This is a genomic window from Polynucleobacter sp. MWH-UH23A, from assembly GCF_040409805.1.
Taxonomy (GTDB): domain Bacteria; phylum Pseudomonadota; class Gammaproteobacteria; order Burkholderiales; family Burkholderiaceae; genus Polynucleobacter.
In genome coordinates, this window is the sequence record NZ_CP099572.1 from 969329 (window position 1) to 993788 (window position 24460).

Annotated in this window: 28 protein-coding genes and 2 tRNA genes; 17 read left to right on the forward strand and 13 right to left on the reverse strand. The window is 43.9% G+C overall.

Going from position 1 to position 24460, the window contains the following annotated elements; genetic code table 11:
• Window positions 1-32 precede the first annotated feature (32 nt).
• From folP to NHB35_RS05095, 3 genes are read left to right on the forward strand one after another with little or no spacing between them, the layout of a single operon-like run.
• Complete coding sequence (folP, locus tag NHB35_RS05085; RefSeq protein ID WP_353433299.1) at window positions 33-872, forward strand: dihydropteroate synthase; 840 nt, start codon at window positions 33-35, stop codon at window positions 870-872.
• Window positions 873-919: 47 nt separating this feature from the next.
• Window positions 920-2263 (forward strand): phosphoglucosamine mutase, encoded by a 1344-nt coding sequence (gene glmM / locus NHB35_RS05090; protein ID WP_353433300.1) that lies wholly within the window; start codon window positions 920-922, stop codon window positions 2261-2263.
• Window positions 2264-2300: 37 nt separating this feature from the next.
• Window positions 2301-3725 (forward strand): alkaline phosphatase, encoded by a 1425-nt coding sequence (locus NHB35_RS05095; protein ID WP_353433301.1) that lies wholly within the window; start codon window positions 2301-2303, stop codon window positions 3723-3725.
• Between the two features lie 2 nt (window positions 3726-3727).
• Here the strand turns inward: NHB35_RS05095 and NHB35_RS05100 are convergent, their stop codons facing one another.
• Window positions 3728-5752: a TonB-dependent receptor gene (locus tag NHB35_RS05100; protein WP_353433302.1), complete on the reverse strand. Its 2025-nt coding sequence runs from the start codon at window positions 5750-5752 to the stop codon at window positions 3728-3730.
• A gap of 140 nt (window positions 5753-5892) precedes the next feature.
• Complete coding sequence (locus NHB35_RS05105) at window positions 5893-6261, reverse strand: hypothetical protein (protein ID WP_353433303.1); 369 nt, start codon at window positions 6259-6261, stop codon at window positions 5893-5895.
• Window positions 6262-6321: 60 nt separating this feature from the next.
• Between NHB35_RS05105 and NHB35_RS05110 the strand changes: the two genes are divergently transcribed.
• From NHB35_RS05110 to NHB35_RS05150, 9 genes are all read left to right on the forward strand, one after another.
• A tRNA-Pro gene (locus NHB35_RS05110) sits at window positions 6322-6398 on the forward strand.
• Window positions 6399-6430: 32 nt separating this feature from the next.
• Window positions 6431-6507: transfer RNA gene (locus NHB35_RS05115), tRNA-Arg, on the forward strand.
• A gap of 164 nt (window positions 6508-6671) precedes the next feature.
• Window positions 6672-7571: an amino acid ABC transporter substrate-binding protein gene (locus NHB35_RS05120; RefSeq protein ID WP_353433394.1), complete on the forward strand. Its 900-nt coding sequence runs from the start codon at window positions 6672-6674 to the stop codon at window positions 7569-7571.
• 50 nt (window positions 7572-7621) lie between these two features.
• Entirely contained in the window at window positions 7622-8404 is a 783-nt protein-coding gene (locus tag NHB35_RS05125; RefSeq protein WP_353433304.1) for an amino acid ABC transporter permease, read from the forward strand.
• Between the two features lie 31 nt (window positions 8405-8435).
• Window positions 8436-9104 carry an amino acid ABC transporter permease gene (locus NHB35_RS05130; RefSeq protein WP_353433305.1) on the forward strand — a complete coding sequence of 223 codons (669 nt, stop codon included), beginning with the start codon at window positions 8436-8438 and terminating at the stop codon, window positions 9102-9104.
• A gap of 28 nt (window positions 9105-9132) precedes the next feature.
• Entirely contained in the window at window positions 9133-9867 is a 735-nt protein-coding gene (locus NHB35_RS05135; protein WP_353433306.1) for an amino acid ABC transporter ATP-binding protein, read from the forward strand.
• Complete coding sequence (locus tag NHB35_RS05140; RefSeq protein WP_353433307.1) at window positions 9867-10259, forward strand: hypothetical protein; 393 nt, start codon at window positions 9867-9869, stop codon at window positions 10257-10259. The genes NHB35_RS05135 and NHB35_RS05140 overlap by 1 nt, the downstream gene beginning before the upstream one ends.
• Window positions 10260-10278: 19 nt before the next feature.
• Window positions 10279-10962, forward strand: a complete 684-nt coding sequence (locus NHB35_RS05145; RefSeq protein WP_353433308.1) for a DUF3313 domain-containing protein — start codon at window positions 10279-10281, stop codon at window positions 10960-10962.
• A gap of 36 nt (window positions 10963-10998) precedes the next feature.
• On the forward strand, window positions 10999-11895 hold the full coding sequence (locus tag NHB35_RS05150) for an alpha/beta hydrolase (protein WP_353433309.1): 897 nt from the start codon (window positions 10999-11001) through the stop codon (window positions 11893-11895).
• Window positions 11896-11966: 71 nt separating this feature from the next.
• Here the strand turns inward: NHB35_RS05150 and NHB35_RS05155 are convergent, their stop codons facing one another.
• The 4 genes from NHB35_RS05155 to wrbA all read right to left on the reverse strand — a co-directional run bounded on the left by NHB35_RS05155 (window position 11967) and on the right by wrbA (window position 14662).
• Window positions 11967-12152 carry a hypothetical protein gene (locus tag NHB35_RS05155; RefSeq protein WP_353433310.1) on the reverse strand — a complete coding sequence of 62 codons (186 nt, stop codon included), beginning with the start codon at window positions 12150-12152 and terminating at the stop codon, window positions 11967-11969.
• Between the two features lie 91 nt (window positions 12153-12243).
• Entirely contained in the window at window positions 12244-13662 is a 1419-nt protein-coding gene (locus NHB35_RS05160; RefSeq protein ID WP_353433311.1) for an FAD-binding oxidoreductase, read from the reverse strand.
• Window positions 13659-14051: a DUF2069 domain-containing protein gene (locus NHB35_RS05165; RefSeq protein ID WP_353433312.1), complete on the reverse strand. Its 393-nt coding sequence runs from the start codon at window positions 14049-14051 to the stop codon at window positions 13659-13661. Before NHB35_RS05165 ends, NHB35_RS05160 begins: the two co-directional genes overlap by 4 nt.
• Before the next feature lie 11 nt (window positions 14052-14062).
• The gene (wrbA, locus tag NHB35_RS05170; protein WP_353433313.1) at window positions 14063-14662 is read right to left on the reverse strand and encodes an NAD(P)H:quinone oxidoreductase; all 600 of its coding nucleotides are present in this window, start codon (window positions 14660-14662) and stop codon (window positions 14063-14065) included.
• Window positions 14663-14681: 19 nt separating this feature from the next.
• Here wrbA and NHB35_RS05175 point away from each other — a divergent pair, with 19 nt between their 5' ends.
• The 4 genes from NHB35_RS05175 (at window position 14682) to NHB35_RS05190 (ending at window position 18398) form a co-directional block, all read left to right on the forward strand.
• Window positions 14682-15530: a YhjD/YihY/BrkB family envelope integrity protein gene (locus NHB35_RS05175; RefSeq protein ID WP_353433314.1), complete on the forward strand. Its 849-nt coding sequence runs from the start codon at window positions 14682-14684 to the stop codon at window positions 15528-15530.
• Between the two features lie 77 nt (window positions 15531-15607).
• Window positions 15608-16063 (forward strand): CBS domain-containing protein, encoded by a 456-nt coding sequence (locus NHB35_RS05180; protein WP_353433315.1) that lies wholly within the window; start codon window positions 15608-15610, stop codon window positions 16061-16063.
• A gap of 43 nt (window positions 16064-16106) precedes the next feature.
• Window positions 16107-17222: a chorismate synthase gene (aroC, locus tag NHB35_RS05185; RefSeq protein ID WP_353433316.1), complete on the forward strand. Its 1116-nt coding sequence runs from the start codon at window positions 16107-16109 to the stop codon at window positions 17220-17222.
• A gap of 12 nt (window positions 17223-17234) precedes the next feature.
• Window positions 17235-18398: an MFS transporter gene (locus tag NHB35_RS05190; protein WP_353433317.1), complete on the forward strand. Its 1164-nt coding sequence runs from the start codon at window positions 17235-17237 to the stop codon at window positions 18396-18398.
• Between the two features lie 15 nt (window positions 18399-18413).
• Here the strand turns inward: NHB35_RS05190 and NHB35_RS05195 are convergent, their stop codons facing one another.
• Genes NHB35_RS05195 through NHB35_RS05215 form a run of 5 tightly spaced genes read right to left on the reverse strand, consistent with a single transcriptional unit; the run spans window position 18414 to window position 22011 of the window.
• Window positions 18414-19205 carry a peptidylprolyl isomerase gene (locus NHB35_RS05195; protein ID WP_353433318.1) on the reverse strand — a complete coding sequence of 264 codons (792 nt, stop codon included), beginning with the start codon at window positions 19203-19205 and terminating at the stop codon, window positions 18414-18416.
• 43 nt (window positions 19206-19248) lie between these two features.
• Complete coding sequence (locus tag NHB35_RS05200; RefSeq protein ID WP_353433319.1) at window positions 19249-19533, reverse strand: BolA family protein; 285 nt, start codon at window positions 19531-19533, stop codon at window positions 19249-19251.
• Window positions 19530-20078 carry a septation protein A gene (locus tag NHB35_RS05205; protein ID WP_353433320.1) on the reverse strand — a complete coding sequence of 183 codons (549 nt, stop codon included), beginning with the start codon at window positions 20076-20078 and terminating at the stop codon, window positions 19530-19532. Before NHB35_RS05205 ends, NHB35_RS05200 begins: the two co-directional genes overlap by 4 nt.
• A gap of 36 nt (window positions 20079-20114) precedes the next feature.
• Window positions 20115-20534 carry a peptide-methionine (R)-S-oxide reductase MsrB gene (msrB, locus tag NHB35_RS05210; protein ID WP_353433395.1) on the reverse strand — a complete coding sequence of 140 codons (420 nt, stop codon included), beginning with the start codon at window positions 20532-20534 and terminating at the stop codon, window positions 20115-20117.
• 10 nt (window positions 20535-20544) lie between these two features.
• Window positions 20545-22011, reverse strand: coding sequence for a protein adenylyltransferase SelO (locus NHB35_RS05215; protein WP_353433321.1), 1467 nt, complete (start codon window positions 22009-22011; stop codon window positions 20545-20547).
• A 54-nt stretch (window positions 22012-22065) separates the two neighbouring features.
• On the opposite strand from NHB35_RS05215, the gene NHB35_RS05220 reads away from it, so the two are divergent.
• A complete protein-coding gene (locus NHB35_RS05220; RefSeq protein ID WP_353433322.1) occupies window positions 22066-22548 on the forward strand; it encodes a PaaI family thioesterase in 483 nt (160 codons plus the stop codon).
• Window positions 22549-22565: 17 nt separating this feature from the next.
• On the opposite strand, the gene NHB35_RS05225 is transcribed toward NHB35_RS05220, so the two are convergent.
• Together NHB35_RS05225 and NHB35_RS05230 are read right to left on the reverse strand one after the other, a co-directional pair.
• Window positions 22566-23423, reverse strand: coding sequence for an NRDE family protein (locus NHB35_RS05225; protein ID WP_353433323.1), 858 nt, complete (start codon window positions 23421-23423; stop codon window positions 22566-22568).
• 15 nt (window positions 23424-23438) lie between these two features.
• Window positions 23439-24440 carry a folate-binding protein gene (locus tag NHB35_RS05230; protein WP_353433324.1) on the reverse strand — a complete coding sequence of 334 codons (1002 nt, stop codon included), beginning with the start codon at window positions 24438-24440 and terminating at the stop codon, window positions 23439-23441.
• Window positions 24441-24460: the final 20 nt, after the last annotated feature.

Sequence of the window (24460 nt, forward strand, 5' to 3'; positions counted from 1 at the left end):
AGTCTGTGACAGACAAAATAGGCGAGAAAGAGATGCCCGCAACTTGGCGTTGTGGGCGTTTCGTTTTTGACTTCTCAAAACGCAAACGCCCAATTGTGATGGGTATATTGAATGCCACTCCTGATTCATTTTCAGATGGCGGCAAGTTTCGATCGGCCAAAGATGCTATAGACATGGCGAAAAGGATGATTGCTGCCGGCGTGGATTTAATTGATATCGGCGGTGAGTCTACAAGACCAGGTGCTGAACCAGTTTTACTGCAAGAAGAGCTCGATCGCGTGCTTCCAGTAATAGAGGGTTTAATAGATTGTGGTGTCCCCTTATCAATCGACACTTACAAAGCAGAAACAATGCGCCAAGCCCTTGGTGCTGGGGTAGATTGCGTAAATGATATTTGGGCATTACGCCAGGAGGGCGCTATCGACGCTGTTCTGGAGAGCCCAAATTGCGGAATAGTTCTGATGCACATGCAACGCGATCCGCTCACAATGCAATTTAATCCTGAATATCAGAATGTTCTAGCTGAGGTGATGCAGTTTTTGGAAGAACGTGCCAATCTTTTGATCAGCAAAGGTGTTGATTTCAACCGAATTGCTTTAGATCCAGGTTTTGGTTTTGGTAAGAGTCTTGAGCACAATATAGAGATGCTCGCCAAATTTGATTTCTTTTTAGAAGCGGGATATCCAGTGCTAGCTGGAATCTCCCGAAAATCAATGCTAGGCAAGATTACCGGCAAAGAAGCGGATCAGCGTCTTGCACCTAGTATTTCTGCTGCAATAATGGCCGCTGATCGTGGAGCTAAAATTATTCGTGTGCATGATGTGCCTGAAACTATCGATGCCTTAAAGCTATGGGAAGCAGTAAATACGTAAGATTTTGCCTTTCTTTCAAATCCCCCAAAGTTTTATAATCAATCCCTATGAAAAAACAATACTTTGGAACTGATGGCATACGTGGCGAAGTGGGTAAATTTCCGATAGTTCCGGAGTTTATGACCCGCCTTGGCTATGCCGCTGGCAAAGTACTAAGCAAGAATGCAAAGTCTGGAGAGCGCTGTAAGGTGCTTATCGGCAAGGATACGCGCGTTTCCGGCTATCTCCTAGAGGCAGCTCTTGAAGCTGGGTTTGCTGCAGCAGGCGTCGATGTAATGCTCTGCGGCCCAATTCCAACCCCAGGTGTTGCATACCTAACAAAAGCGCTACGCCTAACAGCCGGTATTGTGATTTCAGCCTCTCATAATCCCTATCAAGATAACGGTATCAAGTTTTTCTCGGCTAATGGCGACAAGTTATCAGATGATTTTGAATTGGCAATTGAAGCTGAACTAGAAAAACCGATGGGTTGTGTTAGCTCAAAAGAGTTAGGTAAGGCATTTAGATTGGATGATGCCGCTGGACGCTATATCGAATTTTGCAAGTCTACCTTTCCCGGTGATCTCAACTTAAAAGGATTAAAACTAGTTGTAGATTGTGCAAACGGTGCCGCCTATCATACTGCGCCCTACGTGTTCCATGAGCTTGGAGCGGAAGTGGTTTCCATTGGCGTAAATCCAGATGGTCGAAACATCAATGATGGCTGCGGCGCTACATCGCCTGAAGCGCTGATAGCAAAAGTTAAAGAGGTCAGGGCAGATCTGGGTATTGCCTTAGATGGAGATGCAGATCGTTTGCAGATGGTAGATGCTTCCGGTCGACTATTCAATGGCGATGAGCTTTTGTACGTGTTGGCCAAAGATCGTTTGGATCGTGGTCAAAAATTGGGTGGTGCAGTTGGTACGCTAATGACCAATCTAGCGGTAGAAAATGCCATTAAAGGTTTGGGCATTGGATTTGAGCGTGCAAATGTTGGCGATCGCTATGTACTTGAATTACTTAAACAGAGGGGTTGGATTATCGGTGGCGAAGGTTCTGGGCACTTACTTTGCCTAGATCAGCACTCCACTGGTGACGGCACAATAGCCGCGCTGCAAGTTTTAGCAGCTATGAGCCACAATAAAAAGAGCTTGTCTCAACTATTGGATGATGTAAAGATCTTCCCTCAAGTACTTCTAAATGTGAAATTCAAGGCTGGCTATAACTGGAAAACTGACGAGGCCTTGGGTAGGCAGATTCAGCTAGTTGAAAAAGAGCTTCAAGATATTGGAAGGGTTCTTATAAGGGCATCTGGCACAGAACCATTGCTGCGCGTTATGGTGGAGACTAAGGATCCCAATGTTGCAATGAGAACAGCCAAAAGCATTGCGGATTTAGTTCCAACTGAATAAATAGAGGGGCTGATTGATGTTTCAAAAGCTAGCAATAATGAAATTCAGAATTGTTACTTGCTTATTTTGCATTCTAGCGTTACTGAACGCATCCATAGGTTTTGCTCAAATCCCAAAGCAGCAACCTGAAAACATCATTATTTTGTTCGCAGATGGCACTACTAGTAGCCAATATGAGTTTGGTCGCTATTCAAGTCGGATTTTGCGGCAACAACCTTTTGCCATTACAGACTTTGTGATGGCAAAAGGACATTTCCAGTTGATGAAGACAGAATCCGCAAATTATTTTGTGACCGATTCTGCTGCGGCCGCTTCGGCAATGTCCACTGGTCAAAAGGTAAACAATGGGTCGATTTCGGTAACCCCTGATGGCAAGACCCCTATAACACTCATGAAGTTTGCCAAAGATAGTGGTAAACGCATTGGGCTTATCAGCACCGCGCCGATTTATGATGCTAGTCCTGCGGCCTTTAGTGTCCACGCAAAATCAAGGCGCGATAGCGAATCTATCGTTAACCAATATTTACTATTAGAGCCCGAAGTCTTAATGGGTGGTGGTGTTGATTTTTTCCTTCCAAACACCGTAAATGGTGGCAAGAGGTCCGATGGCAAGAATATCATTCAAGCTTTTCAGGAACGCGGTTATCAATACATTGATACTCCAGATGCTCTTAACAATCTTAGCAAACCGAAGATTCTTGGGCTGTTTGCCAACGAAGACATTGACTATGAAATTGAGCGCAATCCCAAGGAGGCGCCTAGCTTATCGCAAATGCTGGATGCTGGATTACGCACTCTCAAACAACAAACAAACCTCAAAAACGGTTTCGTACTTTTTGTTGAGAACGAAAATACGGATTCAGCTGGGCACAATAATGATGTAGCCTCGCTTATGCGTGACCTTTGGGCATTTGATGATGCTGTCAAAATTGCTTTAGATTTTCAAAATCGCAATCCTAATACTTTAATCATAGTAACGGGTGATCATGAGACAGGCGGCTTTTCGCCTACTTATGGGCGTAAAAATCTTGCTCCAGCAGGTAATACGAATTATTTGAATGTTGATATTCAGCAGTTAAAGCTAATCGAGCAATTCAAGATGTCCTTGAATGAATTTTCCACGCAGTTTAAGAATAAGATAAAGCAGGGTGCCACTAAACCTGAGTTAAATACATTTCTCAACTCTTTACTTGAGGAAAATTTTCCCGGCCTGAATTTAGATGATGATCTCAGAGAAAAAATTATTAACCAGGGGCAGTTATATCCAAACTCAAACTACCTACCATCAAATATTCTTGGATTGGCAATAGCTCGTCAAACAGGCTTTTACTGGGGCAGCTCTGGTCATACTCCAGCCCCAATTACTATAGCAGCTATTGGTCCGGGGTCGAATATATTTAGGGGGTATGACGACAATACTAGTTTCGCTTTAAAACTGCAGCGCCTTATTTCTAGAAAGTAATGTCAGAAGGCAGCGCGTACACCCACCATTAAGCTTCTACCAGGTTGCGGCGCATAGAGTCGTACAGCCATTGGCGAAGTCGCGTATCGAATATCTTGATTCAGTAAATTCTTCAGGGCCAAATAGCCAGTCCAATTAATTTTCCCAATCCGCTCTGTGTATGAAAGGTTGGCATTTACTAAGTTATAACTTGGTGTTGGCCCAATTTCCCAATTTGCCAAACGATTTTGTTGGTAACTATAAATATAGGTCGCACTGCTCAGCCAGCCATTGCGTTGGTAGGCCATTTCGGCGCCTAAACGTGGTGCAGGCTGCAAGGGTAGATTTCCACCAGCATTAAAAGTGCCTTGTGACACATCGCCAAAAATGCGACTGCCAATTCCCGCTTGATTCCAGTTATAGGATAGCTCGCCTTCCGCACCCCTGATATTGGCATTGGCTTGCGATGCTTGGACCACAGAGAAGTTATCTACTGTGCTATACGAACCAGTATAGAAACCATATATGTAATTACTAAATTGATTGCGATATAGACTGACTTTGCTTCGTAGATTGCCTAAAGTTTTCTGGAAGCTAAGTTCAATATTATGAGATGTTTCAGTTCCTAAATTCGAATTACCGATATCAAAGGTTGCCGTTGAATCGTGAGGCCCGTATGAATAAAGCTCTTGTGGAGTTGGTGCTCTTTGGGAAACGGTATAAGCCAGACCAAGACCGTATCCCTTTACAAAATCATATATTCCACCGGCTGAATATGAAAATAGATTGAATTGTCGATTCTGAATACTTGGCGGTCCGTAGGTGCTGGGTATCCCTTGTGAGCTGGGGCTGGGAAACTGGGTTGCCGAGTTTGGATTTTGTGCCGCGTAACTGTAGCGTGCACCTAAGCTGGTCTTTAAGTCACCATAGCGACCTTCTTCAACTAAAAATAGCGCGCTTGCATTGGATTTTGTTTGTGGAACGATGGCATAGTTATTTGTAGCTAAATCAATTGCATTGAGCGTTGCGCCAGTCACCTGGGCGCCAATGACACCCTTTGATCCAAGCCACTGTTTGTGCGCTAATTCCAATCGTGCTTCTGTTGCCGTGTTATTCCATTGTGTAGAGGCAATACCATTATTGGTGAATTCGGTGTGTTGATAATTTGTGTTTGCTGCGCTGACCTTTAGAGAGCTAAAACCATCAAATGGATTATTTGTTTGATGTGCGAGGTCATATCGGTTTTGGGACTGCTGAATAAATCCTCCTTCAGCAGTAGGTATGCCGTAGTTATGATTCATTCTCTCTAATGACGTACCCGTATAGCCATCATTTCGAATGTATGAGGCGCCAATACCCAAGCTATTTTGATTACTAAATGAAAATGGTAGTTTTCCGCTGTAAGGTACATTTACAGGCTTACCCGGGTTAATTTCCCAGTTCGCATTAGGTCCACCTTGTTCTGCATATCCAGGAATTTGATAGTTATTTGAATTACTAATGGTTGAATCAAGATGCAGGGCAAAAGGACCAGCTGGAGCATCTAGTTCAATATTGCCAGTTTTGCCTTGATTTGCAGTTTCATAACTCACATTCATTGCACCAGATAATGCATCTGGTAGCGTGGTCACAATCCGATCATTCAATACATTCACTAAACCACCACTAGAGCCAGATCCGTACATCAAAGCAGCTGCGCCGCGCAATATTTCTATCTGATGAGTGTTTTGCATTGGGTTAGCTACAGCATGGTCTGGAGAAACACTTGATACGTCGCCAACTGAGAGGCCATTTTGTAAGATTTGCACACGAGCACCTTCAAGCCCCCTAATTACGGGCCTTGAGGCACCAGAGCCATATCCAGTTGCCGAGACCCCTAGTTCATTGGCTAGCGTTGACCCCAGAGTATTGCCAAGCTTATTTTGCAGTTCATCACCAGCAAGCACTTTATTTGGTGATAAAAATCCTTGACCATCATCTCGTGTGCCGCTTACGTTAATTTGCAATGCCGCATCAAGATCACTTTGTGACCACGCATTCGCACTCATCAAACATGATGTGAATAGCGAAATTACAGCAAGATAGGTTCGGAAATACTGAAAATACATAATTCATCCACGTTCGCCAAATAAATGACGATTCATAAACAATCAAAACCAGAATTGATGATCCGGTTTGGGCCTTGTTTTTAAAGGATGAGGGCGGGGGGAGCTTGCGATTGATATGCAGTCAGGAGGGGTGCGTCTACTTGTGCTGCATTTTCCTGATGGCCGATGGATTGAATGTAATTCGCTAGAGGTGCTGAAGAAAAGCTTGGCGGGATACAGCCTGCCAGAGTTAAGACATCAAATAGATGACAGACATCTGAGCTATGAGTATTGGTTGAAATGCTTGCCGCTGTAGGGCTCTCGCTAACTGTTTGTTTGGCGAAGCTTAGATGAGAGATGCCATGACTAAGGCCTACCCAATGTGTACCCAACATACAAAACGCCAACAATAGCGCTGCAACTGTAGCGTGAAGTTGCTTGTTCAGTTTGCTGGAAAAATGGGCAATCATGTGCCGAATATTACAGGATTTGCCTGAAATAGCCCTGTCGGTGTAGAATATTGGTTCCGTCGGAGTGTAGCGCAGCCTGGTAGCGCACCTGCTTTGGGAGCAGGGGGTCCAAGGTTCGAATCCTTGTACTCCGACCATTTTCTCTATTTAGTTCTGATATAGCCAGTATCTGCCCATAGCTCAGCTGGATAGAGCAACGGCCTTCTAAGCCGTAGGTCGCAGGTTCGACTCCTGCTGGGCAGGCCAAACTTTCCCCTTATTAGTTTTTACTCTATTTCTTGGTAGAAACCCGCTAAATTTATCCAAAAATCAGGTATTAGCCCATAAATTTGCTATAAATGCAGAAGTGCTACATCACTATATAAATAAAGTGCGGTAATTAAAGGAGAAATTCTATGAAGCGTATTTCAATGGTTAAGGCGGGTCTGATTGCGGCTGGTTTATTGCTTTCTAGCATGAATGCTCAGGCAGCAAGTCAAACGCTAGACAAAATGAAATCCACCGGTGCTGTAACTATGGGTGTTCGAGAGTCATCTATTCCTATGTCATACACCACGGGCGACAGTCGTTTTGACGGCTACCATGTTGAAATTTGCCGCATGATTTTGGGCGATATTAAAGACAAATTGGGTATGAATACCCTACGCATCAACTATCAGCCCGTTACTTCACAAAATCGTGTTCCCTTGGTTCAGAATGGAACAGTTGATATCGAGTGCGGAACTACTACCAATAATACGGCACGCGCAAAGGATGTTGGCTTTGCAAATACGCTATATGTTGAAGAGGTTCGTATTGCTGTAAAGGCTAACTCTGGAATTAAATCGATTGCAGATTTAAATGGTAAAAAGGTCGCCACTACCACCGGCACCACTTCAGTTCAATTACTCCGCAAACATGAGAGAGCTAATGGCGTTAACTTTGACGAAGTGTTTGGTAAAGATCACGCTGACAGCTTCCTTTTGTTGGAATCGGGTCGTGCTGACGCATTCGTAATGGACGGCTCTATTTTGGCCGGCAATATTGCTAACTCTAAGAATCCTAAAGATTACAAGATTGTTGGTGAGGTGTTGAGTACTGAGCCGATTGCTATCATGGTTCGCAAAGATGATCCTGAATTTAAAGCCGCAGTTAATGCTGCTATTGCCAAGATCGTTGCTAACGGCAACATGCCAAAGCTTTGGAATAAATGGTTCTTGTCACCAATTCCTCCAAAAAATATCGTTGTTGGTCTTGAGTTATCACCAGCCACTAAGAACGCTTGGGCAAATTTAAATGACAAACCGGCTGAGGATTACAACAAGAAGTAATTTCAATCGTTTTTTATTGAAAATCATTTCATCTTGATACGATTGAAACTATGGATTTAGGAATATTTTGTAAGGGCACACTAGACCAAGAGCCTGTTGAACATTGTTTTTCGGCCTTGTTTGCCCTTGGCAAAAATCCAGATCCAAGTTATTTGGATTGGCTCATGAAAGCTTGGGGCTGGACCTTAGCGGTTGCAGTCCTGGGTCTTTTTCTTGCCTTAATTCTTGGGGCGGTGATGGGCACATTGCGCACTTTACCTCCCGAGAATAAGTTAAATAGATTCTTAGTCCGCTTTTCAACAGCATGGGTTGAGCTATTTAGGAATATTCCAATCTTGGTGCAGGTATTCCTTTGGTACCACGTTGTACCTGCCTTTATTCCTGTATTGAAATCTTTCCCCTCTTATTTGTTAGTCAGTATTGCTTTGGGATTTTTTACTTCAGCTCGTATTGCCGAGCAGGTTAGGGCGGGTATTCAGTCATTACCTTCCGGTCAAAAGTCTGCTGCAACCGCCTTGGGCCTCACTACGTTTCAATCCTACCGCTACGTTATTCTGCCAATGGCCTTGCGCATTGTGATTCCCCCTCTGACATCCGAGAGCATGAATCTCATTAAAAACTCCTCTGTAGCATTTGCTGTCTCAGTACCTGAGTTAACACTCTTTGCGATGCAAGCTCAAGAGGAGACATCTCATGGTGTTGAAATTTATTTGGCGGTAACCTTGCTCTATGCCTTATCAGCTTTTGCGGTAAATCGTGTGATGGCATATATCGAGAAGCGTTCACGTATTCCAGGCTTCATTGTTGCTAACTCAGAAGCGGCAGCACATTGATGATTACAGCCCTTAATCTTATGGTGCCAGCATGTTGAGCTTGGATTTAAGTTTTTATAACTGGGAGCTCTTCACGAACTACATCATGAAGGGCCTGCTCTTCAGTGTGCAGCTAACTGTTATTGCTACTATTGGTGGAATTCTTTTTGGCACCTTTCTTGCGTTGATGCGATTATCTGGAAAGCCTGCTTTAGCTTATCCCGCAACCATCTATGTGAACACTATGCGATCCATTCCACTGGTCATGGTGATTCTTTGGTTCTTTTTGTTGATTCCCATGTTGATTGGTAGGCCCATCGGCGCTGATCTATCGGCAACGATTACCTTTATTGCCTTCGAAGGCGCTTTCTTCTCCGAGATTGTCCGCGCAGGCATACAGTCAGTACCAAAGGGGCAAGGCTATGCTGCACAGGCCTTGGGTATGACCTATAGTCAAAACATGCGTTTCATTGTCTTGCCACAGGCATTCAGAAACATGATTCCTGTCTTTATGACACAAACCATCATTTTGTTTCAAGATACCTCTTTGGTATACGCCATTGGCGCTTATGACCTATTAAAAGGCTTCGAAATTGCCGGTAAAAATTATGGTCGACCAATCGAGACCTATATTTTGGCTGCATTCACGTACTTCATTATCTGCTTCTCACTTTCTAAGATTGTTCGCAAAGTGCAATCGAAAGTGGCAATCATCCGCTAATTTACTAATGTCCAAAACATAATTCATCATGATTGAACTCCAAAACGTTTCTAAGTGGTACGGTGACTTTCAGGTCTTAACGGATTGCAGCACTTCAATCAATAAAGGTGAAGTTGTTGTCATTTGTGGCCCCTCTGGTTCCGGTAAATCAACCCTCATCAAAACAATCAACGCATTAGAGCCATTTCAGGCCGGCCAAATCATTGTTGATGGCACGCCTTTGCATGATCCAAAGACTAACTTGCCTAAATTGAGGGCTAGGGTAGGTATGGTATTTCAACACTTTGAACTGTTCCCGCATTTAAGCATTACCGAAAATCTCACTTTGGCACAAATGAAGGTGTTGGGTCGCACAGCTGACGCCGCCAAAACTCATGGATTGAAATACTTAGAGCGCGTTGGCTTGATTGCACATAAGGATAAATTTCCAGGCCAACTTTCTGGAGGGCAACAGCAACGTGTTGCTATTGCTCGCGCATTGAGTATGGATCCAATTGTGATGTTGTTTGATGAACCCACCTCAGCACTCGACCCAGAAATGGTTGGCGAAGTCTTGGATGTGATGGTAAAGCTAGCAAACGAGGGCATGACAATGTGTTGCGTTACTCATGAAATGGGTTTTGCTCGCAAGGTGAGTAATCGCGTGATTTTCATGGATCAGGGTAGTATTATTGAAGATTGCCCTAAAGAAGAGTTTTTTGGTAACCCAGAAGCGCGTTCGGATCGCGCTAAAGATTTCTTGTCGAAGATTTTGGCAGGATAGTGTCTAAACTATTCTTAATCATTATTTTGTGTATTAAGTTCTGCATCGCTGTTGTTTTGGGTCTCTGTGTTGCCGCTTGTTCAACGGCAAAATTAGAGGCTCGATTAGAGGCAAACCCACAGTGCAAGGATGTTGTGAATCCAAAAACTGGTGCTGTCATGCCCTGTCCTGGGTCGGATAAAGCGTTTTATAAATCTGTAGGTCTAGAACCAGCCAAAACAACTCAAGCCTCTACAAGCGCACCAACCGCCACTCAGAATTCAACCACTTTAGCATCAGAACCTAGTGCTTCAGTTGCTCCAAACCAATCCTCACAAGCAACATCAATTGACTGTAAGCCAAGCCTCCATAAAAAGACCGGTAGCATCTTGCCATGCCCATCTCCTAATTAATTTTCTCTACCAAAATAATATGCGTACAAATCATCGACTTTCCATTGCGGCACTTATTGTTTCTGTTTTGACGGCTTGTAGCAATACTCCAAAACTTGCATCCGAGCCGATGCCACGATCAGGCTTCCTTCCAAATTACAACTTATTGCAACCGGTAAATATTAGCCATGCTGATACACGCATATGGAGATACCGTAAACCTGGTGTTAGTCCGACTAGTTATACGGCTGTAATTTTGGACCCCATCTACTTAAATCAAAGTGCAACAAAAGAAATTAGTCCTGAAGCAATTTCTCAAGCGCAAATTGCATTACAAGATTCAATGATTTCAGCAGTCAATTCTCGTGGTAATATAAAAATTGTGACTTCCCCAGGACCTGGCGTCGCTCGATTTACTGTAGGTATCACTGGTGCGGAAAGTTCAACAGATAGCTTGCAACCATGGAATTTCACTCCTATTGGGCTAGCAGTTAGTGCAGCTACCTATGCTGGTGGTGTTAATTCTAAAACCCCAGCTTTATTGGTGGAAAGCAAAATCACTGATAGCCAATCAAAAGAATTACTTGGTGAAGGTTTGGTCACCGTTCAGGGTGAATCTTTTAGAACTTCTGCAGGCTCTGTTGATTCTTTTATTGAGATGGCAAAGAAGGTTGTTCGTGTCGCCATGGAGGTTTCTGCAAATGCCACTGTGCCCTCTAAATAATTCTGCCGCTTAAATTTGTAGAGAATTCCACAACTTATGGCAGTTACTTTTCCAGGTTTTGAGCAAAAAAAGCTTACTGTTCCATCGGATGATGGGCCTATTGAAATTGCTTGTTTGGTTGGTGGTAATGGACCTGCATTACTCTTATTGCATGGCTTTCCGCAAACGAAAGCAATATGGCATCGCGTAGCGCCAGAGCTCGCAAAATCATTCACGGTGGTAGCTTCAGATCTTCGTGGATATGGCGCTTCTTCTAAGCCGCACGGTAAGTCTGATCATTCTACTTATTCTAAAAGGTCTATGGCAAAGGACCAGCATTACTTAATGAATGCATTAGGTCACAAACAATTTTTTGTTTTAGGTCATGATCGAGGTGCAAGGGTATCGCATCGACTAGCCATGGATTTTCCTCAGAGCGTTCGTAAGTTAATGCTCTTGGATATTTCGCCGACATTAACAATGTATGACAAAACCACAATGGCATTTGCAAGGGGTTATTGGCACTGGTTCTTTTTAATCCAGCCAGAACCGATACCTGAAAACATGATCGGCGCAAATCCAGAGTATTGGCTTAAGAATCATATGGGCCGCCATGCGGGTACAGGAATCTTTTCAGTAGACCGATGGTCTGAATATCTCTCTGGAGCAAGCAATCCACAATGTATGCATGCCATGTGCGAAGACTATCGTGCCGCTGCAACCATTGACCTAATTCATGACCGTACTGATCGCAATGAGGGCAAAAAGCTTGAAATGCCAGTTCGGGTTTTATGGGGTGAGCACGGGCTAGTAAATCAGTGTTTTACCCCAATTGCTGATTGGCAGGCCGTATCGCAAGGAGAAGTTACCGGAAGGGCGATAGGGTGCGGACATTACATCCCAGAAGAATTGCCTGAGCTTGTTATTCAGGAAGCAACAGCCTTCTTTCAGTAGAAAATCCAGCTTTGTAAAGAAAAAACCCTAAATGAATCAATTATTTAGGGTTATTTGGTATTTAGGTATGCTTATTCTGGGTGAAAGTTATTGCTAGCCATGAAGCTGATGGTACGCTCGAATCCCAAAATTCGGATGTAACGCCATGCGATATCACGGTATTTGCTATCCAAATAGCTAATTGCGACCTCAGGAGTCCTCTTGGACAGGTCGATTTGTTGAATAGCGCGGGCCCAACGTTTAAGTCTTGTTGACATATTTGCCACCTCCATGACTCCTTAACGCACTCAAAAGCACTGAGGATGACAATAACTTCAAAAAAATCTGAAAAAGCTGAGATTCAAACCTCTAAATTGAGACAACCTTATGAGGATTTAGGAGATTTTGAGGGTCTAGAGCCCTTTTTACACTCTTCATGAGCTCGTGAGCAACTTCGCCCTTATGAGCCCTTAAACCGTCCAATTTAAGCTGCCCAACCCCATGTTCAGCGGAGATTGAGCCTTTAAATCTTTCAACTTGGGCGTAGACCAAATCATGAATGGGTTTTTCGTTTAAACGATTAAATTCCTTTGGCTCAACCCCCTCGGGGGCGGCAATGTTGTAATGCAGATTCCCATCGCCTAAGTGACCAAAATTAATAATGCGCACGCCAGGATATTGGGCTCTGATCAAGGCATCAGTCTCACGCATAAAGTCATCTAAAGCGGATAGCGGAATAGTGATGTCATGTTTCAGGTTCGCACCTTCTTCTGCTTGAGCAAGAGTGATGTGCTCTCGCATATGCCAAAACGCATTTGCTTGAGATAGATTGCTGGCGATAACTGCATCTGAAATTAACTCAGCCTCAAAGGCTTCCAGCAATATATCCTCTAAAAGCTTGCGAACGTGAGCCTCACTTTCATGATCCGATAACTCGATTAATACTGTATATGCTGGATTACCTTTCAGGGGGTTTGACATTTGAGTAAAGTGTTTTTCGGTAAGCACCAGCGACTCATTGGTCATCATCTCAAAACCGGTTAGCAGTGAGGTAGCGCGCTTTTGGAATAAATTGAGCAAAGAAATCGTTGAGCGAACATCATTAACAGCCACAAGGGTAGTCCATTGAGAAATTGGTAGTGGATACAACTTCATCACGGCTGCAGTGATAATTCCCAAAGTCCCTTCTGAGCCGACAAAAAGATCACGAAGATCGTAACCCGTATTGTCTTTGCGTAAGCTTTTCAAGCCATTCCAGATTTCGCCTTTAGCGGTTACAACCTCAAGACCTAAACAAAGATCGCGAGTGTTGCCATAACGCAATACATTTGTACCGCCCGCATTAGTTGCTAAGTTTCCGCCAATCATGCAACTTCCTTCAGCGCCTAAACTTAATGGAAATAAAAATCCCTTTGTTGCTGCAGCCTCTTGAATATTTTGCAGAATACAGCCAGCTTCTACGGTAATGGTTTGGTTTGCTTCATCAAGTTCCAGTATGGAATTCATGCGCTTGAAGTTCAATACAATTTGATTTCCGCTTTGATCGGGAGTGGCGCCACCGCAAAAACCAGTATGACCGCCCTGAGGAACGATACCAATTTTTTTGCTAGCGCAGAGCTGAACTATCTTGGCAACTTCTAGAGAGGTGCGAGGAAGAACGATTGCAAGCGCTTTACCGGTGTAGCGTTTGCGCCAATCAGTAAGATAGGGTTCTTTATCGATATCAGCAGTTAAAACATGCTGACGATCAATGATTTGCGTTAATTGCTCAAGGAATGACTCTGTCATGAAGATGATTCCATGCTTTTCTTTGCCAAGCTTTTCGCTTCTTTCTTGATTGGTTTTAAGTAAATGAGCAGACAAACAAAAGCGGTGGTTGCTAAAACAGTCTCTAATAATGCCAACCAGAAATTAGCGCCACTTTCCAAAATCCTGACCAATCCTTCAGTTACATAGAGCAGTATTAACATGGATGCCCATTGCATTGTGTATACCTTGGCATTCCATATTCCCGGAATTGCAAATAGAAGAGGTACCCCTTTCAAGATCAGCCATGAGCCACCTGGGCGAAGTGGTGAAATAAACCATTCCCATGCAACGCAGAGAATAAAAAGATCTACAAATGCCGCCGCAGCAATTAATTGGTATGGGTTTTTGTTGGATAGTAGTTTATGCATTACCGAGCAGACTAGGAGATAAGTTTTAAAGCCGTAAGGGCAAGGCGCTTTCCTTGTGCCTTAGCAAGCCTTGCTTCTTCTGGGCTGATAGGCGCGCGACCATCAGCATGGGCATGATGAGTGACACCATAAGGGCTGCCACCAGATGTTGATGACATGAGATCCGGCTCGCTGTAGGGCAGCCCCAACACCATCATCCCGTGATGAAGCAGCGGGATCATCATGGTTAGCAAGGTGCTCTCTTGGCCGCCATGCATGCTTCCAGTACTGGTAAATACACAGGCTGGTTTACCAATTAAAGAGCCGCTCATCCATTCTGAGGAGCTGCCATCCCAAAAATACTTCATAGGAGATGCCATATTGCCAAAGCGAGTAGGGGAGCCCAGAGCTAGGCCAATACAGTCTTTTAGATCTGAATACTCTACATAAGGCGCACCATCAACTGGCACTGATGGCTCAGATGCTTCGCAAACAGTGGATACAGCAGGGACTGTTCTGATTCTTGCATTGACCCCTGGAACGGCCTCAATTCCTTCGGCAATCAGGCGGGCCAGTTCTTTGGTGGCTCCATAGCGGGAGTAATACAAAACTAAAATGTCGTGATTATTCATAGTCTTTTATGATACGGCGATGCGTCTAATTCGTAACCCCCAATTATGGCTTTCTCTTGCAAAAGAGATCTGGGAGGGTAATCGTGACCAAAAACTCAATCAAATTGCCGCTAGTCTTGCCTACACCACGATTCTCTCTTTGGTTCCCATGATAACCATTGCGACAATTTTGATCGGTTATCTGCCACGGGTGATACAGGTTAAGAATGCATTTAAAACTTGGTTGCTTGATACATACATGCCAGGAGGCATAAATCAACAAGTATTCATTTATCTAGATCAATTCTCAGCTCAAGCTAGAGGGCTGACGCTTTTAGGTATCGCCGGTTTATTTGTGACTGCCATCATGACCCTATCTGTTATCGAGAGGGCGTTTAACCAAATTTTTAAAGTACACCGTAGTCGACCTCTTCTTAAAAAGGTGCTGATCTATTCTGCGGCTACATTTCTTGGGCCAATTCTTCTTGGTGCTGGCATTTACCTAAGCGGCGCTTTATTCAGTGCAACCGAAGGTTGGACGGAAGCCTTATCGATAGGATTTAGCTTGGTAGCCACAATTGCCCCGATTATTTTGGCGGTCTTAGTGTTTGCAGTGGTTTATAAAGTTTTGCCTTATTCCCAGATCCTGTGGAAAGACGCAATCTCTGGAGCATTATTTGCTGCCATCAGTTTTGAGCTCATGAAGTTTGGTTTTGCGATATTTCTAACCCACACCGCCTTCTATAAGACGGTTTACGGAGCCTTTGCCATATTTCCTTTGGCCTTGCTCTGGATCTACCTGACATGGTGGATAACTCTTGCGGGAGCTGTTTTGGTGGCTAATCTACCTGCCATACGGAGTGGTGTCATCAGGGTTATTCGTTACTAAAACGAACGCTTAAACCCTTGATTCAGAAGGTGGTTGGGTCTATATTAATCTATAAATCCACCGCATTTGGAGACAAAATGAAAGTTCGGGACATCTTACGCGTTAAAGGAAGCACCTTATTTACGGTTGCACCAGATACCGCATTGCAAACAGCAGTGCTCGTGATGAGCGAACATGACATTGGCTCTTTGGTTGTGATGGAGTATGACAAGCTCGTTGGCATCTTAACTTTTCGAGAAGTGATTTCAGCTTTAACAAAACACCATGGAAAGCTAGATGGATTGCAAGTACGCTCTGTCATGAATCAAAAACCGCTGACTTGTAACATGGAGACTGAAATTGATGAAGTACGTCGCATGATGCTGGTTGATCATGCCCGTTACTTGCCCGTAATGGACCAGAAGGTACTAATGGGCGTCATCTCCTTCTATGATGTGGCGAAGTCTGTTGTAGAAGCCCAAGATTTTGAAAACACCATGCTCAAGGCCTATATTCGTGACTGGCCTGAAGATGCAGAAAAAACGACAAATTAAGTCTTTCTAGTCCAAGATTTCTGACAAATGACATAATGTTGGTATGTCAGGAAATACTTTAGGCTTACTTTTTACTGTTACCACTTTTGGTGAATCCCATGGCCCTGCAATCGGGGCGGTGGTTGATGGCTGTCCTCCAGGCATGCCTTTAACAGTGGCGGACCTGCAGATTGATCTGGATCGTCGTAAGCCTGGCACCTCACGCCACGTTACTCAACGCAAGGAAGAGGATAAGGTGGAGATACTTTCCGGTATTTTTGAAGGCAAGACTACCGGGGCACCCATTGGATTGCTGATTCGCAATACGGATCAACGCAGCCAAGATTATGGCGACATTTTGCAAACATTTCGCCCCGGTCACGCCGACTATGCTTATCACCATAAATATGGTCTAAGAGACCCTCGTGGTGGTGGTCGATCTTCAGCGCGCTTGACCGCGCCAGTTGTTGCTGCAGCCGCAATTGCAAAAAAATGGTTACGTGAACAATATGGCACTGAATTTTATGGCTTCATGAGTCAGCTCGGTGAAGTTAAGATTCCCTTTAAAGATGCATCCCTGATTGAAGCAAATCCTTTTTTTGCCCCAAATGCTGACATTATTCCTCAATTAGAGGCATATATGGATGAGTTACGCAAAGCGGGTGATTCTTGTGGTGCCCGAATTGAGGTAAGGGCTCGTAATGTGCCCGTAGGTTTGGGCGAACCCCTATTTGACAAACTAGATGCTGATATTGCGCACGCTATGATGGGAATTAATGCCGTTAAGGGCGTTGAGATTGGCGCCGGTTTTAATTCTGTTACACAGAAGGGAAGCGAGCATGGCGATGAATTGTTCGCCGATGGATTTGCATCAAATAATGCTGGCGGCACTTTAGGCGGAATCAGCACTGGACAGGATTTACGAGTGTCAATTGCAATTAAACCAACCTCTAGCATTATGAGTCCTAAGCAATCGATTGATTTGCAGGGCAAGCCTATTACTGTGCAAACGAAGGGTCGTCATGATCCTTGTGTTGGCATTCGTGCAACACCAATTGCGGAGGCTATGCTGGCTCTAGTTATTATGGATCACGCATTGCGTCATCGTGCGCAATGTGGCGATGTTAATTTAGATCTCAAGCCTATACCTGCTGCAAGACCAGGTGCTAAACGTGATTAATTGATTGCTTACATGACGCCTGTTCTGCGCTGGGCCTTCGGGTCCTTTTTCTTTTTATATTTTGCATACGTAGGTTTGGTTTCTCCTTATGCAAGCCTCTTCTTTTTAGAGCGTGGCTTTAATGTCATTGAAATTGCAGTGCTGATGTCAATGCTTCAAATCACCAGAATTGTTGGGCCATTTAGCTGGGGATGGCTCTCAGATTACTTATCAAATCGTATTGGCATCATTAGGGTCTGTGCCTGCCTAGCGGCACTAGTTTTTCTGTGCATTTTTTATTTACATAGCTATATTGGTTTTTTCATCTGGATGTTTGTTTTACACACCATTTTGAGTAGCCAAATGCCTCTTGGTGAGACTGCTACTATCCATGCGCTATATAAAGATAATTCCTTTGATAAACGTTATGGTCGCTTGAGATTGTGGGGTTCAATAGGTTTTATAGCGATGGTACTCTTTGCAGGCGAGCTCTTCCAACGTAAAGGAATTGGGCTGTATCCCTATGTTGGCGCTGTAATTCTTTTTGCACTTGCGGCAATAACTTTTTGTCTTCACGAGCCCAAAATGGAACGTCGCAAAATGGTAAAGGGCGAGCTATTTGTAGTACTACTGAATCCAGATGTGCGTTGGTTTCTGATTTCAGGCTTCTTTATGATTTTTGCGCACGCATCTTTGTATGTGTTCTATTCACTTTACCTGGCAAACTTAGGCTACGATAAATTTCAGATTGGATTATTTTGGGCCATTGGTGTTGCCGCAGAAGTCCTCTTTTTCTATTTTCAAAATCGAATAATTAGCCGAGTTGATTCTGAAGCCATTCTTCAGGGTGCTTTTGGCGTTGGTGTGGTGCGATTCATTTTGATTGCCTTCTTCCCAACAACAATAGTTCTGATTCTGGCTCAGCTTATGCATGCTGGAACTTTTGCAGCTCACCACAGTGCTGCAACTAAGCTTTTGCAACGTTGGTTTACGGGTTCATTGCAAGCAAGAGGGCAGGCCATCATGGTCACTGTATCGTATGGATTAGGCGGAACAATTGGGGGGTTATGTGCTGGCTGGATATGGGATCTATTTCAGCCAAGAGACGTTTTTGTAATGTCTGCGCTTGCTTGCGGTATAGCGGGTATGGCGATTCAAAAACTACGACCACGCCGATACCCATCCAGAAAAAATTAGTTACTGCAATGGCGTTTATTGGATCTTTGCCTTTGAGCGCAGTTTTTGCATCATTTCTGCAAATTTAGCCTTTTGCCAATTCTGATCCGAGGCAATCATTTGCTTTAATTCAGCCTTGAGCTCATCAAAGCTTGGCGCCTTCATATCTCGGGAGTCAACCATTTTAATAATATGCCAACCAAATTGAGATTTCACCGGCTTATCAGTAACTTGGCCAGTTTTAAGTTGCACCATTGATTTGGAAAACTCTGGCACAAGCGATTTCTCGGTAACCCAACCTAAATCACCACCGTTTGGCGCAGAGCCAGGGTCTTTTGACTTGGTCTTAGCAATTTCTTCAAAATTTCCACCTGCCTTGATCTGTGCAATGATGGCTTTTGCATCAGCCTCTTTTTCCACTAGGATGTGCTCAACATGGTATTCCTTACCAGTGTATTGATTTTTAACAGATTCGTAAGCAGCTTTTAACTCAGCCTCAGTAACACCTTCTTTTTCAACGTAGTCCTCAAACACAGCAGCAACCAGTATTCCGACACGAGATTGCTCTAACTGTTCACGAACCGATTCCTTTTGAATCACGCCACGCTTATCTGCCTCTTGAAGAATCAGTTCCTTAGTAACCAGCATTTCACGCGCTTGATCGCGTACTTGAGGATTGCCAGGTTGACCTGATTTTTGAACTAATTTATCAAGCTGCGCCTTAGGAATTGCTTTGCCATTTACAATTGCGGCATTTTGAGAAAACGCAGAAGTTGAGACAAGGGCAGCGAAAGCGCTAATAGCTAGAAAGTAACGATTTTTTAACATGATGACCAAAAGTTATAAGTTATGAGTCCTAGTGTAAAGCAGTCTAGAGACCTGCTTCCCTAGGAGTTAGGGCGGAAATAGTTAAGGCATGGATTTCTTTAGGAATATGGCGACTCAAAGCCGTATATATAGCGCGATGCCGTGCCACGGTCGACAAGCAATCAAATTCAGGGGCAACCATTCTGAGTCTAAAGTGACCACCACCACTTGCTGCGCCCGCGTGACCGGCATGTAGGTGACTTTCGTCCTCAATAGTTAATTCAAGGGCAGTAAATACCCGCTCAAGGTCAGCCTTAAATGCTTTGATGCGCTCTTCGTTGAGACTCATGACTCAGGATGCTCCATGTGTTTAGAAAGCCAGACACCTTGAGCAATGACAAAAACTATTAACAGGCCCGTACTGCCGAATAACTTAAAGTTGACCCAGGTATCCTCTGAAAATTCAAAGGCAATATAAAGATTTAATGCGCCCATAACAAAAAAGAAAGTCGACCAAGCAAGATTGAGCTTGTGCCACACCGAATGTGAATGATTAGCTTTTAGAGTCACTTGCTTACCCATGAGTACTTGAATCCAATTCTTGTTGAAAAATTGGGCACTAACCAATAGGGCACCAGAAAAAAGCCAGTAAAGTGCGGTAGGCTTTAGTTGAATGAAAGTTTTGTCATGCAAAAAGATGGTTAAGCTGCCAAATACAATGATCATGACGAGGCTGACCCACTGCATGGCATCGATTTTTCGATGTCGACAGTAAACCCAAAGAATTTGCCCAATAGTGGCCACCATCGCCACTATGGTGGCTGTATAGATATCGCCAAACTTAAAGGCAATAAAGAAGAGGATGATTGGAAAGAGATCAAATAAGAATTTCATGAAAAATTTACTTCGTTAGATAAATGTTGCTTGAGATTAATCGACCTTATTATTGATCTGGACATTATCACTCGGTTCAAAGCTAAGCGATGCTGAATTAATGCAGTAGCGAAGACCGGTTGGCATAGGGCCATCATCAAACACATGTCCGAGATGGGCATCACAATTCGCACATCTTACTTCGGTACGAATCATACCGTGCGATGTATCGCGAACCTCTTTAATGATGGATTCATTCTGAGGTGCGTTATAGCTTGGCCAGCCACAACCTGCATCAAATTTTGTATCCGATAAAAATAGTGGTGTACCGCAACATACGCAAGAATAAGCACCCTTATCCCAATGATCCCAATACTTTCCAGTAAATGGTCGCTCCGTAGCAGCCTCTCGAGTTACGCGATATTCGATATCGCTCAATATTCGTTTGTATTCTGAATCAGTCTTTTTCATCCATATATCCCTAAATTTATGAAGAACAACTTACTTCAACTCTTTCTATATCAGGAGGCGGGGGCATCGCATATGCATCATATTCAATCTGCTCATCATAAGGGCTGGTGAGTATTTTGAATAAGGTTTGGATTTCTGAAAAATCATGTTGCTTAGCTTTATCAATTGCGACTTGGGCTAGATGATTCCGTAAGACAAATTTAGGGTTGACTAAATTCATAGCCCTTTGCCTCGCTTCATCAGAGCTCATTTCTGATTTGAGACGATGAATATAATCAGTAAACCACCGATCAATCAACTCTCGATCTAAAAAATGATCCCTTAATGCAATTGTTTGAGCTTCTTGCTCTTGGCGAACTTGACTTAGCTGTCTAAAAAAATACGTGAAATCTACTCTTGAATCATGCATTGCCTGGAGTAGTCGCTCAATCAACCGAATATCGCCGTCCTGTGCGGTCATCAAACCCAGCTTTTTTCGAAAAAGGGACTGCCAGACTTTTGTATAAACCACTGCGAATTCCTCAAGCGCATCACGTAGTAGCGTCTGAGCATCATTAGATTCATGATTTAACTCCACTAGGGGTAAAAATGCACTGGCCAAGCAGGCCATATTCCAGCGCATGATTTGTGGCTGGCGATGATATGAATATCGACCGCCTTGATCGCTATGGTTACAAATGTGGTCAATTTGAAACTGATCCATAAAACCAAACGGCCCGTAATCCATAGTGATACCGATAGCACTAATGTTATCGCTGTTGAGGACGCCATGACAAAAACCGACTGCTTGCCATTGCGCCACAAGCTCGGCATTCCGAACGCATATTTGTTTGAATAATTCTAAATAGGGCTTAGCAGTGTTTTGGCATTCTGGGTAGTGATCGCGTATCAACAAGTCTGCAAGCTCTTTTAGGCGTGAAGTGTCTTCTAGCGATGCAAAGTGTTCAAAGTGACCAATACGCAAAAAGCTTGGGGCAAGTCGAGTGCAAACTGCCGCAGTTTCAATGATTTCGCGTCGCACTGGCATTTCAGAGCCAACAACAGATAATGCCCTCGTAGTTGGTATTCCCAATGAATGCATTGCTTCACTACACAAAAATTCTCGGATAGAGGAACGTAGAACTGCTCGTCCATCACCCATTCGTGAATACCGCGTTTTTCCAGCGCCCTTAAGTTGCAATTCCTGTCCTTCAATATCCCCCAGCAGAATCGCTCGACCATCACCTAATTGACCAGCCCAGACGCCAAATTGATGACCGCTATAAACAGTGGCCAAGGGGCTTGTAAATTGATGAGTCAATGTGGTTAATGAGTTTCCTGCGCAAATCTCGAGCCATGCAGGATCAATAGGCAACCCATTATGGCTTAGCTCTACTCCAATTAGTTTTGCTGCGGAAGATGAAAAAGCCACCCAATAGGGATTGGGAATTGGGCTAGGGTGCGTAATCTGGCAAACATCGTCGCCACTCAAAGTAAATGCCATAGAGCTATTCTAGGTGACTTCCCAAATTGACGCCAAAGACCCTAAAATCCCCTTATGAATAAACAAGTCCAAATTAATCCACAAACACAACTAGCCAATTTAGGAGAGGAATTAAATGTTCCTTTCTTAAAACTTTTGGGGGTGCGTTTTCTTAGCGCCGAAATGGGTAAAGGGGAGATTCTTCTTGCACTTAAGCCAGAGCATACAAATACTTGGGCTGTTGCTCATGGTGGAGTTTTACTTACGCTAATGGATGTTGCCATGGCTGTAGCTGCTAGATCTGGAGATCCAAGTGATCGCAGCGTAGTCACGATTGAATTAAAGAATAACTTTATGCAAGCTGCTAATGGCATATTACGGGTGAAAGCGGATACGGTTCGCAGAACCGCCACAATGGCTTTTTGCGAAGCTAAGCTATATAACGATCAGGGCGAGATTTGCTGCATGGCCACTGGCACATTCCAGTACATCAAAAGACTGCCAACTCGTAATGCAAAAGGTGAGCGTGTAATTAAGGAAGACCTTCGTTCCGAGTAAGCAACTTCTCTAGATAGTTAAACCGAAAGGTTTGAATCGGGTGCAGTGCTGAGGGCGCCAGTTATTACATCATGCCCAACCGTACCAGTAGCATCAAACCGACGTTCGACCATTTCAAAGTTTCCATCTTTTCGTACCCTGAGCAAGGTGCTTGAACGCGTTCCATAAGATGGCGTTTTAATAAATGCTGGGGACAGGGCTTTTTCCCATTCTTTACTGACTCCAGTGCTTGGTAATTCGTGATCACTGGCATAACGTGTATCTGCCAGCACCTTGAGATACTGGTCGGCATTTTTAAGCTCGCCGTGATCCATGGCGAGGGCTTGAGCAAATGCTGCCACACGATGATTGACCTTCGGCCACGGGGTATCCAACATCGCATTGGATAAGCCATACACACCAGGAGCCAAAGGTTGATATGGAAAAACTTTTCTAGGACGAATACTTTGTCCCATTAACATCCGATTGCTTACCCAATGCATTTCTGCATTTTTGGGGTCACTTAAGTCTGCCATTAATAAATTAAAGCCGTTGTAAAGACTGAAGCGTTTAGATTGTTGCTCCACAAAAGATGCGGGCTTGTCTTTGCTTGTTAAATACATCAGAGATAGCTCACCTCTAGTGCGGGCGTCTGGATTTTTTTCGCTAGGCGCACGAACATTTGTAAGGGCAGCAAACTTACCGGTCTTACTAAAGCCAAGCCATGTTCCAGGACTCCCCAATACATCCGCACGATCTCTGCCTGCAAGAATATCTGGATGCTCTGACCAGTAGGAAATTCCTTCGGTATCGCGCTCATAAAACTCATCGCGATTCGCGGCCACTACTAATGAGTAGTCTGGATGAGAATTCCAGGCGAAAAGGATGAGGCACATTAGATTGCAGGGCTTTTAAATTTCGATTAATGGGTAAGGTAATGGGTCCATTTTTAACACAGGACCATGAATACTTCCTAGTCGTATTTCCCCATGTTCTAGAGCTTCCGATTTGCACTCGATTTGAAGATCTATGCGCCCGGGCTCAAAAGCACTATGCGCAGATAAAACTACCATTCCTGCTGGCTGGCTGGCATCATTAGCATGAAAAATCTCTACGCCAGGACCGAAGAGGGCTCCGTTGAGCTCATCCCCCAAAACATGAGCCAAGCTTAAACGTCGTTTGATGACACCGCGATATTGGCTACGCGCCACAATTTCCTGTCCTGGATAGCATCCTTTTTTGAAATCCACCCCCGCAACGGATTCAAAGTTAATCATTTGCGGTACAAATTGTTCCTGTGTTGCTTGGACAATTCTTGGGATAGCGCTCAGGATCTCTAAATCACTCCAAGTTTGAAGTGCTTTGCTTTGATTGACGATTGCATCCGGAGAATTGGGTTGAGCGATTAATAATCGCCCATAGATTTGATCGTCAACCTGAACATCAGGTAGTTGTAGACCAATTTGTGATTTATCAAGTGTCAATGAATTTTCTTTATTGACCTTAGAACAAAAACCCAAAACACTCCATTCATTGGACACATCAATCACTTTTACTTTAGATCGCAACACGTACATTGATAAGCGTTTCGCAGTGCTTGCGGCAATATCTTTTGAAATAAATAGTGCAAAACGATCCTCGAGAGAATCTCCCGAGGTCAATGCAAGCCAGGCACTAGCCAGCAACCTTCCTTTTGGGCTGCAGTAACCAACCAATCTAACTGAAGACAGCGTTTGAGCAATTTTTGGTGAGACCGTCATATCTAGACCTAAAACAGAGTTGGTTAGCTGATTTTGCAGGAAGCTGGCTGCATCAGGACCTTCAACAAAAATCAAGCCCCACTCAGGCAGTGAGCAGAGCCCAAAATCAATAGGTATGGCTTGTGAAGGGGGATTTTTGTATTCGTCAGTCATCTTCCTTTTATCATAGCCTG